This window comes from Tessaracoccus massiliensis, assembly GCF_000826065.2.
Classification (GTDB): Bacteria; Actinomycetota; Actinomycetes; order Propionibacteriales; family Propionibacteriaceae; genus Arachnia; species Arachnia massiliensis_A.
The window spans coordinates 23,357-33,301 of the sequence record NZ_LN623536.1 but is presented as its reverse complement, the minus strand read 5'-3'; the positions used below and the strand labels follow the sequence as shown (position 1 = coordinate 33,301).

Below are 9,945 nucleotides of genomic sequence, written 5' to 3'. Positions count from 1 at the left end.
AAAACGTCGTGTATAAACCGGCCCTCCCACGGCATAGGGCCGGTTTATACACGACGTTTTTCCATGCCTCACTCCGCCTCGAAGGGGGTGCCATCGTGCCGAAACCTCAGCTGCGCGCCGTCGCTCCCGACGAGAAGAAGACACTGGCGCGCGCCCAGTCGGTTGCTGAGGCCGCGAAGTCTGGCGACCACCGCACCCTGCTGGTGGCGATGCGTGACCGGATTGCTGTTGCGGTGGCGAATCCTGACTGCCCGCCCCGTGATCTTGCCGCGTTGACCCGGCGGCTGCAGGACATCGCCAAGGAGATCGAGGCGATCGACATGCGGGCCAAGGAGGAGGGTGACGACGTTGAGCACGTCGAGGACGAAGCCTGGAGCGCGGAAGCTCTCTGAGGTCGCCAAGCGACTGAGTGTCCCCACCGGCATCGCTTCGACGGGGTGGCCTCAGACGGCGACCACGTGCCGCAGGAAGCTCGGCATCACCTTCGACGACTGGCAGCACGGCCTGGGCAGGGTGATCCTGTCCAAGCGGGACAATGGCAGGCTGGCTACCACGATCGACGGCGTCGGGATCTCCGCCCCCCGCCAGGTCGGCAAAACCTACACATTCTCCGGCCTGCTGTTCGCCCTGTGCGTCGACATGGCCGGCTTGCTGGTCATCTGGTCCGCGCAGCATTCCCGCACCCATGAGGAGACGTTCCGGGACATGCAGGCCTTCGCGCAGCGGGCCAAAGTCAAGCCGTTCGTCAGGCATGTGCACACCGGTTCCGGCACCGAGGAAATCGCGTTCCTCAATGGGTCGCGCATTCTTTTCGGCGCCCGCGAGGCCGGTTTCGGGCGAGGCATCCCCGGTGTCGACGTCCTGGTTTTCGACGAGGCGCAGATTTTGTCCGAGAAGGCCATGAGCAACATGCTGGCCACGATGAACACCTCGAAGTTTGGCCTGCATGTCTACATCGGCACCCCTCCGAAGCCGGAGGACGCCGGCAAGTCCGAAGTGTTCACCCGAATGCGCGAGCAGGCCGCTGCGGGCGAACTGCCCGATGGGGCATGGATCGAGATCGGCGCGGAGAAGGGCGACGACCCCGACGACCGCCAGGTGTGGGCACGGATGAACCCGTCCTACCCCCTACGCACGCCGGAGGAGTCAATCCTTCGATTGAGGCGCAAGCTCACCCCCGGCGACTTCCGCCGCGAGGGCATGGGCATTTGGGACGATGAGGCCGACAAGTCGCCGTCGCTGATCTCCGCGGGCGAGTGGGCCGAGACCGCGACGACTGAACCGCCCGAGGGCATCCGGTCGCTGGCCATCGTTTTCGACTTCGACGGCTCTCGCCAGGCTGTGGCCGGCGCAGTCAAGCATGATGAGGGGGTCCACGTCGAGCTGATCGGCGCCCACAGCGGATCGGCAGCCACAGGCACCAGGGCGCTCGTCACCTGGCTGACAGCAGATCCCGTCCGACCCGAGAGATGGCGCTCCCTGGCCGCCATCTCGATCGCTGGCGGCGGTGAGGCCAGTACGCTCCACAGGGCGCTGGTCGACGCGGGCGTGCCTAGGCAGATGATCCATCTGATGAACACCCCGCAGGTGCTAGCGGCCAACGCAATGCTCCTGGATGCGCAGCGCGACAGGACGCTGACTCACCCAATCGGCGAGGAAACCGACGCACTGACAGCTTCGGCCACCCAGTGCGATCAGAAGGTCCGCACGGGTGGCTGGTCGTGGAAACCGATGACCGCCGAGGCAGATCAGCTGCCCATCGAGGCGGCAGCTATGGCCGTATGGACAGCAAAGACAACGAAGCGCCACCCCGTCGGGGATCGGCGCGAATCAACCCGTGGCCGCGGCTCAGGCCGCGGCCGAGCCGCTGGCAGGAGGTGACCGAATGGCACGCATGGCCACCGCCGCCGAATTGGACGCCTTCCGTCGCCTGCAGGCGCAGATCGCCCGACAGTCCAAGCGCAACCAGAAGCGCACTCTCTACGCCGACGCCGAGCGACTGCTGGACGCCTACGGGATGACTCTCCCCGACGGCAAAACCGTCCAGCAGACCCCGATGTTCTGGCCCGGTAAGGCGATCGAGGTTTTCAGCTCACGCCTCCGACCGGCCGGCTTCACCCTCGATGACAGTGGCTTGCTGAACGACCTGGAGCGCGCCCTGGACGAGGGCGAAGCCGGGTTCATCGAGCAGATGGCCATCAATGCCGCACTGCGCCACGGGCCCGCGTTTGTGTTCACCACGCCCGGCGACACTGCCGCCGGTGAGCCCCGCGTGCTGCACACGGCTTCGTCGGCGCTGGCTGCGACGGCGACGGTCAACCGTGCCGGCACGGTCACCTCTGCGCTGGAGCTGCTCGGTGATCGCCGAGCGAACATCTACATGCCTGGCTTGACCCTGCATGTCGAGCAGCTCGTCGGCGGTCGCCTGATGGTCATCGACGAGATCGACTCGCCCACGCGTGTCCCCTGCGCGCCGTATGTGCATGGCGCCACGCTGGAGCGACCGTTTGGGACGTCGCGGATCACCCGTCCGATCATGGGCCTCACGGACGCCGGCGTGCGAACGTTCATGCGCTCCGAGGTGTCGGCCGAGTGGTACTCCAACCCGCGCGAGCGGATGCTGGGTGTCGATCCGGAGGCCTTCGAGGGTAAGGGCTGGGTGCGGATGCCGGGCGGCGTCGACATGCTCCCCGACATCCATCCTGACGATGAGCCGAACTACCCCGAGAGTCTGCGCCGAGCCGAGATCCACTATTCCCCGCAGGCGAGCCAGCAGCCATTCTCGGACCAGATGCGGCTGATCGGCGGCTTGTTCTCCGGCGCATCCTCGATTCCGCCGAACTATCTCGGCATCATCGCCGATTCCAATCCGACATCTGCGCAGGCGATCTGGGCCCAGGAAGTCGACCTGGTTCGCTCCGTCGAGGACCAGCAGCCGAGCTTCAATCGCGGCCGCCGGGCAATGGCGCTGAACACTCTCACTGCTCTGTATGGCGACTTCGATGCCCGCGAGGTGTCGTCGCTGAAGTCGCAGTGGCAGGAGGCGCGAACCAGGTCCCCGCTCGAGCAGGGCCAGTTCGTTGCCCAGCAGATCGGCGCGGGGAACTTCCAGGCGGGCACGAAGGCCACCCTGGACTTGCTGCCAATCTCACCCGACGCCGCCCGTGTTCATGCTGACGAGAACCGCGCTGCCCGAGGCAGCGGGCTACTCGACAAGGTGCTGACCCGCGAACCTAGGCCCACGACCGCACCCACGGCGACGGTGTAGCCGATGGCCACCGCCGCCGAGGTGGCCCGCCTCCGAGACGTCCTCTCGCGGCTCTCCGGCATGGCCAAATCTGACCTCAACGCCATGTCTCGCCGCGCAGCGGAACTCGATCCCGAGGATGCCGCAGCGCTGCTCGCGGAGGCGTTCCCCGCCCTAGCGCGAGAGTACGGAAACCTATCGGCAGCGGTCGGCGCCGAGTGGTACGACGAGCTGCGCGCCGCAGCAGGCGCGCCCGGCGAGTACCGCGCCCAGCAGGCCGAGACCTACCCTGATGCAGCGACCGAGGCCCGGGCACGCTCGGCGTCCACCCATCTGTTCAAGGGCGACGCCGACGCGACGATGGCCGCGCTGTCCACCTCGCTCGACAAGTACATCAAGCAACCCGCCCGCGACACCATCGTCGACAACGCGGGCCGCGATACACAGTGGGGACGCGACAAGCGGGGGGTCACTTTCGCGCGAGTCCCGTCGGGGCCCGACCCTTGCGACTTCTGCATCATGCTCGGCTCGCGAGGTGCCGTCTACCGCACGGCCAAGACCGCCGGCGAGCTCAGCCAATTCCACGGCAACTGCAACTGCCAGATCGTGCCGATCGGCCCCGGCGACCCTCTGCCCGAGGGCTACGACCCCGCCGAGCTGCTGATCCAGTGGAGAACGGGCAGCAAGCCCGTCGAAGCCCACGAAACCAAGGATGATGACGACGGCGCCGACTCCCTGCTCAAGCTGACAGAGAGTGAGCTGGAGGCCCGCATAGAGGAAGCGATGACGCGCGGCGACTACGTCGAGGCCGAGCGAATCTCCGAAATCCTCGATGCCAACTTCTACGACACGTCCGGCCGCCGCGTGGACCTGGGCGACCCATTCCATCCCGACGTCTACGACTGGTACGAGAACCTGGATCCACGCGACCAGGCACGATTCGACGACAAGCTCCCCGATACCCGCCGCGAGCACTTCGCGATGGCGCAGTGGGAGCATGTCAGCGGCCGCACCGCGAAACAGCAGGCCCCTGCGCGCCGTCAGCAGCGCGAGGACTACGAGCAGTACCTCGAGGCCGAGTTCGTCCACGCCGAGAACGCCACGAACGGATTCATGCTGACCGCCGAGGCCCGTGCAGCGGGACGCACACCCCGAGACCTGTGGAGCGTCAACGAGCCCACGGCGCGCTCGTGGGCGAGCGAGGAAATGCTGGCCTATTGGGACGCGAATCCGCGCTACACATGGCAAGATTGGCAGCAGATGCACGACGGCAACCTCGAGGCCATGCAGAAGAGAGCGGGAACGTGGAACCAGTGAGCGGCGGCAAGCTCCCCACCAAGACCGAGATGCATGCCGCCCGTGAACAGGGATGGAACGACGCGGTGGCCAACCGTGGCCGCGCACCTGAGCACGAGTCCTATCTGGGCAAGGATCTGCACGCAGCGACGATCACGAGGGCCTACAACGGCGGCTTCATCGCAGGCACGCAGCAGGCCCTGCAGGACCGCTACGGCGACCTCCCCTAGCCCACAGCACCACGGCGACCCCTTTCAACCCGCAGGCGATGGCCTCGCGGGTTTTCTCATGCCCACACGGGCCCAATGATCTCCCGCCGTTCCATGCGGATGGGGCCACGCCGACGCGCAGCGGTCAATGCGCGGACCAAGGAGGAAAACCGTGCCGGATCTCGACACGCCCATCACCACCACCGAGCAGCTACAGGCGAAGATCGACGCCGCCATCGGGCCCCGCGTCCAGCGCGAGCGCGACAAGTACGCCGACTACGACGACCTCAAGGCCTTCAAGGCCGACGCACAGGCCACCCTTGACCAGGCCACCGCCCGGATCACCGAATTGGAGACCGAGGTGTCCACCCTGAACGGGTCGCTGTCCGCCAAGGACATCGAGGTCGAGAAGGCCAAGATCGCCGCCGCCAAGAAGGTGCCAGAGAAGTGGCTCAACGGCTCCACCCGCGAGGAGTTGGAGCGGTCCGCTGACGAGTGGCTGGAAGATGCGAAGTCCGCAGTCAAGCCCGGCGGCAACCCGTATCAGGGCACCGGAGATCCGAACGCGCAGACCACTCCCTATGAGCTTGGACGCGAACGCGCCGAGGCTCGCTACAGCAAGAAGAACTGACTCCCTGAAAGGGGGAAACCATCATGGGCATTGGCCCCATCACGACCGCCCGCAGTGGCGGCGATGACCGCTGGATGGGATCTCGGCACGCAGTAGCCGAGGCTCATCCCGGAACCCTGAACGCCGAGGCGTTCGCCACCGCCGAGGGCGTCGAGAACGGCGTGGTGCCGTCCGGCTACCCGCTCACCGATCTCGGCGACGGCACCTTCGGCCCCTACGTGGGCACCGAGGGTCAGACCCTCTACGGGTTCTCCATCGACAACCGCGACATCACCCACGGCGACGAGCCGACCGCGGTGATGTGGCACGGCCGCATCAAGGTCGCTTTCCTGCCCGTCACGCTCACGGTCCCCGCCGACCGCGGAGCGTTCATCTACGAGGAGGCCTGAGATGGCAACGCTCTGGACTGACATCGTCGACCCCGCCGAGCTGACCGCATTCTCGCGCGTCGCGATGGAGTCGCTGGATGACTCCCTGCTCACTCGCATCCTGCCCAACCTCAACCAGGACGAGGTCAAGTTCTCCTGGACCGTCGGCGAGATCATCGGCGACGAGGCGGAGTACGGCGAGTTCGACACCGAGGCCTCCATCGGCCGCGGCTCGAAGGGCGAGGAGAAGACCATCCGTCTCCTCCCCGTCTCCCGCAAGTTGCGTCTGTCGGAGTACGAGCAGGTCACCGAGCCTGCCCGCGTGCAGAAGCTCGCCGAGGACAAGGCCGACGCCATGGTCCGCGCGATCATCACCCGCCTCAACCGCGCTCGCGGCGAGGCGCTCGTCAACGGCTCCCTCGCCATCAACGAGAACAAGGTGAAGCAGAACGTGGCATTTGGCCGCAAGGCCGCGCACACGAATGCCGCGCCGACCGAGCTGTGGTCCGCCGCAGGCGCCGACCCGATCGCCGACCTGCGCAGGTGGGCCGACATGATCGCCGACGAGTCCGGCATGACGCCCGACACGTTGTTCAGCTCCACCCGCGTGGCGACCATCCTGGGCGCCAAGCTGGCTGCCGCTGGCTACATCACCGGCACCGGCGCGATCGTGGGCCGCGATGCGGTCAACGACGTCCTGGCAGGCCAGGGCCTCCCGACCTTGCAGTCCTACGACGGTCGTGCCGGCGGGACGCGCTTCATCGCCGACGACCGCCTTGTGCTGGCTGTCGCCGGCCAGGTGGGCGGCACCGTGTTCGCCCCGACCGTCGAGTCTGGCGATCCGCGGTTCAATCTCGGTGAAGCCGAGCGCTCCGGCATCGTCGCGGGCCTCTACCGCGCCGACGCCCCGCCGATGGGCTGGGTCATGGGCAAGGCCATCGCCCTGCCGATCCTGGCCAACCCGAACGCTTCGCTGTCGGCGAAGGTTCTCTGAGCAGTGGAGGGCGGCGCTCCCTATGCGCCGCCCTCCATTACTCCCCCGTTCAAGGCAGGAGGTCATGTGTGATTATCCTTCTCCCCGAGGACATCCACCCCCACGTCGGCAGCGGTGTGGCAGACAAGGTGATCCGAGACCACATTGACGACGTCCTGGCGCGCGCGAAGGTTGTGGCCCCGTGCATCGAGGACGAGGCGTTCCCTCATGGCGACGCGGTCAAGGCGATTCTGCGGACCGCCATCATCCGCAGGGTGCAGTACGGCGACGGCGAGGTTACGACCGAGCAGGTCACCAACGGGCCGTTCTCCGCATCACAGACAGTCGACACCCGCCGCTACGACCCCGGTTTCCTGACCCGCCGCGAGGAGCGCGACCTGCGCGCCATGTGCGCCGAGTTCAACGGCCTTGGGCGTCGCCGCCGCGCTTTCACCGTGCTGCCCGGCTCCGGGATCATCCGGCGATGAGGCTGCGACTCGCTGACCGTCGCCGGGTCTACATCCTCCCAGCCCGCCGCCCAGTGGCCGCAGCTGAGCGCAACCCGCACGGCTACCGACCCGTGGCCGACCTCGAGGAGTTTGACCTGTCCGTCTACGGGATGGCGCCCGGTGTGCCACGGGAAGCCGTACAGGCAGGCCGCGACACGTCCCGGATCGCCTGGGCCCTCTACTGCCCGCCCGGCATCGAGCTGGACGGCTCCGAAGAGGTCCATGTCGATGGCGACTGGTACGAGGTCAACGGCGCCTCGCTCGACTGGACGAACGGGCCCTGGGATAACCCTGTGGCCGGCGTCGTGGTTGAGCTGCTCAAACGAAAGGGGTGATCTCGTGTCGATCCAGACATTCTTCGGTGGCCGCCGCGAGTTTTACCGTGGCCGCGACTGGGAGCTGGCCATTGAGGCCGGTGCCCGCGATGCGCTGTCTCGCCAGATCTACGAGCAGGGCATCAGGCCCGCAGCCGACGCCATCGCCGCCCGCTGCAATGGGGCCTCGTCGTGGGGCGGCTACAGCGTCTGGCACGGCGACACGGTCTCACGGGTGACCGGCATCAACGCCGGATCGTCCGAGCGTGGCCGCCGCCTCCTGCAGGCGGTGGAGTCGACATGACCGCCCCCCGCCCCGACTCTGAGGCAGCGTGGATCACGCACCTGCACCGCTCCGGCTACCTGCTGGCCTCCACCCGCGTGCCGGCCGAGATGGTCGATGGCACCATCCGCGTCTCCCGCGTGGGCGGCACCCGCCCCAATCTCGTGCAGGACGCGCCGAAGATGCTCGTCGAGGTGTGGCACGCCGATGCCTTCGCCGCCTCCGAGCTTGCCCACGACATAGCTGAGGCCCTCGAGGTGCCAGATGGCACATGGCTGGACGACACGACGAAGGCCAGCAATGTCATCACGACGGGACCCTTTGAGTTTCCCGACCCCAGTAGCGCGCTCAAGCGCTACCAGTTCACGTTCGACTCGCTGGTCCGGCGAGTCGGCAACCGCACCACGGGTGCACAACAAGGAAGGATCACGCCATGACGCGTGTCGAGTTTGCCTACCCGTACCACGGTGCGGATGGCACGAGCTACGAGGCCGATCAGTCGGCCGACCTCGACGCCGGCCTCGCCGCCGACCTGGTCATGTCCGGCCTCGCCCGCAAGGTCGACGCCCCGACCCCCGCCGAAGTGTTCGGCACCCATCCCCCGAAGCTGGCAACTGACAATCTCACTGCCGACGAGGTGCTCAAGTCCGTCGGCGACGACGTCGAGCTGGACGCCGCCGCGCTGGAGGCCGAGAAGTCCGGCAAGAACCGCAAGACCGTGGTCGACGGCCTGGCCGCGATCACCGAGACCAAGGAGGCCTGACATGGCGAAGAACCTTGAGAACGTCCGCATTTACGGCGACGAGGCAGGCGGGGCCTGGGTCGCGCCTCGTGGCACCACCGGCCCCACAGGCCTGGATGAGCCGCCCGCCGGCTTTGTCGAGATCGGATGGCTGTCCGAGGATGGCATCGACGAGTCGCTCGACCAGAACTCGGAGCCGTTCCGTGCCTGGCAGGGCGCCAAGATCGTCCGCCGCAAGGTCACCAGCTCCGACACGACGTTCAAGTTCCAGGCGCTCGAGGAGAACCTCGCTGTGCATGGGCTGAAGTACCGTGGCCAGGAGCCCGTCGTCGCGACAGGCGTGGCGACCACCACGGTGAAGGATCAGGTCGCCTCCGATACCCGCGCATGGGTCTTTGACATGCTCGACGGCGACGTGCACAAGCGCTACGTGATCCCGGCCGGCGACTACGCCCGCACCGGCACGATCCAGCACCGCAACGCCGCCATGACGATCCACGAGTTCGAGGTCACCCCCATCGGCGACTGGTTCGAGATCACCGACAACCCGGCCATCGTCGGCTCGGGCACCTAGCCCCATCCCCCCCGTAGCCGCCGCCCCCGGAGTCACCGCAGACCGCTCCGGGGGCGGCCTCATTCCCAAAGGTCTGCAAGCATCCTGAAAGGTCTGCCATGTCCGAAGCAAAGAAGCCTGCCGCGAGGAAGTCGACGGCAAGGAAGCCCAGCGAGAAGGCACGCGAGATCGCTCCGCCCGCTGACCACCAGAAGCCAACTGCCGAGACCGAAGCCGTCGAGGTGGACTCATACACGGTCGTCGTCCGAGACCGCGAGTGGAGCGTCTCCAGCGACGCGCTCGACGACTTCGAGCTGCTCGAGAAGTTGGCTACCCTCAACGACGGCGGCCCCAGTGCGGTATCCGCTGCACCCTCCGCGCTGCGCGGAGTGCTAGGCGCCGCCCAGTTCGGGCAGCTGATGGAGGTGCTTCGAGATCCCGACACGGGCCGCGTCCCGGTGGCCGCCGGTGTCGAGTTCCTGCAGGAACTGTTCGCGGAGCTCAACCCAAACTCCTGACCCTCGTCCACCTGCTCGCCGAGTGCCCAGACGCGCTGGAGGCCGATTTCCAGCGCGTCTACGCCCTCGATCTGGGCGACATGTGGCGAGGGCGTTACACGATCCGCAGAGCGGCCGCGCTGGCCGCCAATCTCCCCCCTGGCTCCGCGTCCTGGCGTGCGATCCACGCCCCGGCCGAGTGGGATCAGGGCGACTACATTGCCGCCGCAATTTTCGACCGCCTCGGCGCGAAGGACTCCAAGCCCTACCCGCGGCCCGCTGACATGCGGGAGAAGGCGGCAGGCGACGCTAGGGCCCAGCTA

The 9,945-nt window shown here is 67.2% G+C and carries 15 protein-coding genes; all 15 read left to right on the top strand.

Annotated elements, in window-relative coordinates; genetic code table 11:
* The coding region (locus BN1186_RS15660; RefSeq protein WP_218975366.1) for a hypothetical protein at positions 1-392 on the top strand (392 nt) is incomplete at its 5' end.
* Positions 340-1,881, top strand: a complete 1,542-nt coding sequence (locus tag BN1186_RS00345; RefSeq protein ID WP_052459596.1) for a terminase large subunit domain-containing protein — start codon at positions 340-342, stop codon at positions 1,879-1,881. The genes BN1186_RS15660 and BN1186_RS00345, both read left to right, overlap by 53 nt.
* A 13-nt stretch (positions 1,882-1,894) precedes the next feature.
* Positions 1,895-3,268: a hypothetical protein gene (locus BN1186_RS00340; RefSeq protein WP_139650696.1), complete on the top strand. Its 1,374-nt coding sequence runs from the start codon at positions 1,895-1,897 to the stop codon at positions 3,266-3,268.
* Positions 3,269-3,271: 3 nt separating this feature from the next.
* Positions 3,272-4,564 (top strand): VG15 protein, encoded by a 1,293-nt coding sequence (locus tag BN1186_RS00335; RefSeq protein ID WP_040281463.1) that lies wholly within the window; start codon positions 3,272-3,274, stop codon positions 4,562-4,564.
* Positions 4,552-4,773 (top strand): hypothetical protein, encoded by a 222-nt coding sequence (locus BN1186_RS00330; protein ID WP_139650694.1) that lies wholly within the window; start codon positions 4,552-4,554, stop codon positions 4,771-4,773. The genes BN1186_RS00335 and BN1186_RS00330 overlap by 13 nt, the downstream gene beginning before the upstream one ends.
* Positions 4,774-4,924: 151 nt before the next feature.
* Complete coding sequence (locus BN1186_RS00325; protein WP_052459595.1) at positions 4,925-5,383, top strand: hypothetical protein; 459 nt, start codon at positions 4,925-4,927, stop codon at positions 5,381-5,383.
* Between the two features lie 23 nt (positions 5,384-5,406).
* The gene (locus tag BN1186_RS00320) at positions 5,407-5,772 is read left to right on the top strand and encodes a hypothetical protein (protein ID WP_040281459.1); all 366 of its coding nucleotides are present in this window, start codon (positions 5,407-5,409) and stop codon (positions 5,770-5,772) included.
* Position 5,773: 1 nt separating this feature from the next.
* Complete coding sequence (locus BN1186_RS00315; protein WP_040281456.1) at positions 5,774-6,745, top strand: major capsid protein; 972 nt, start codon at positions 5,774-5,776, stop codon at positions 6,743-6,745.
* Positions 6,746-6,813: 68 nt separating this feature from the next.
* On the top strand, positions 6,814-7,212 hold the full coding sequence (locus BN1186_RS00310) for a hypothetical protein (RefSeq protein ID WP_040281454.1): 399 nt from the start codon (positions 6,814-6,816) through the stop codon (positions 7,210-7,212).
* On the top strand, positions 7,209-7,568 hold the full coding sequence (locus BN1186_RS00305; RefSeq protein ID WP_139650692.1) for a hypothetical protein: 360 nt from the start codon (positions 7,209-7,211) through the stop codon (positions 7,566-7,568). Before BN1186_RS00310 ends, BN1186_RS00305 begins: the two co-directional genes overlap by 4 nt.
* 4 nt (positions 7,569-7,572) lie before the next feature.
* Complete coding sequence (locus BN1186_RS00300) at positions 7,573-7,851, top strand: hypothetical protein (protein WP_040281449.1); 279 nt, start codon at positions 7,573-7,575, stop codon at positions 7,849-7,851.
* The gene (locus BN1186_RS00295; protein ID WP_040281441.1) at positions 7,848-8,267 is read left to right on the top strand and encodes a hypothetical protein; all 420 of its coding nucleotides are present in this window, start codon (positions 7,848-7,850) and stop codon (positions 8,265-8,267) included. Before BN1186_RS00300 ends, BN1186_RS00295 begins: the two co-directional genes overlap by 4 nt.
* Positions 8,264-8,593, top strand: a complete 330-nt coding sequence (locus tag BN1186_RS00290; RefSeq protein WP_040281439.1) for a hypothetical protein — start codon at positions 8,264-8,266, stop codon at positions 8,591-8,593. The genes BN1186_RS00295 and BN1186_RS00290 overlap by 4 nt, the downstream gene beginning before the upstream one ends.
* Position 8,594: 1 nt before the next feature.
* A complete protein-coding gene (locus BN1186_RS00285; RefSeq protein ID WP_040281437.1) occupies positions 8,595-9,146 on the top strand; it encodes a phage tail tube protein in 552 nt (183 codons plus the stop codon).
* Positions 9,147-9,244: 98 nt separating this feature from the next.
* Entirely contained in the window at positions 9,245-9,643 is a 399-nt protein-coding gene (locus BN1186_RS00280) for a hypothetical protein (protein ID WP_040281434.1), read from the top strand.
* Positions 9,644-9,945 lie beyond the last annotated feature (302 nt).

What these genes read in the sequence shown, in the direction of transcription:
- BN1186_RS00340 (WP_139650696.1), top strand. Translation starts at nt 1,895, where the DNA reads ATGGCCACCGCCGCCGAATTGGACGCCTTCCGTCGCCTGCAGGCGCAG.
- BN1186_RS00335 (WP_040281463.1), top strand. Translation starts at nt 3,272, where the DNA reads ATGGCCACCGCCGCCGAGGTGGCCCGCCTCCGAGACGTCCTCTCGCGG.
- BN1186_RS00320 (WP_040281459.1), top strand. Translation starts at nt 5,407, where the DNA reads ATGGGCATTGGCCCCATCACGACCGCCCGCAGTGGCGGCGATGACCGC.
- BN1186_RS00315 (WP_040281456.1), top strand. Translation starts at nt 5,774, where the DNA reads ATGGCAACGCTCTGGACTGACATCGTCGACCCCGCCGAGCTGACCGCA.
- BN1186_RS00305 (WP_139650692.1), top strand. Translation starts at nt 7,209, where the DNA reads ATGAGGCTGCGACTCGCTGACCGTCGCCGGGTCTACATCCTCCCAGCC.
- BN1186_RS00295 (WP_040281441.1), top strand. Translation starts at nt 7,848, where the DNA reads ATGACCGCCCCCCGCCCCGACTCTGAGGCAGCGTGGATCACGCACCTG.
- BN1186_RS00290 (WP_040281439.1), top strand. Translation starts at nt 8,264, where the DNA reads ATGACGCGTGTCGAGTTTGCCTACCCGTACCACGGTGCGGATGGCACG.
- BN1186_RS00285 (WP_040281437.1), top strand. Translation starts at nt 8,595, where the DNA reads ATGGCGAAGAACCTTGAGAACGTCCGCATTTACGGCGACGAGGCAGGC.
- BN1186_RS00280 (WP_040281434.1), top strand. Translation starts at nt 9,245, where the DNA reads ATGTCCGAAGCAAAGAAGCCTGCCGCGAGGAAGTCGACGGCAAGGAAG.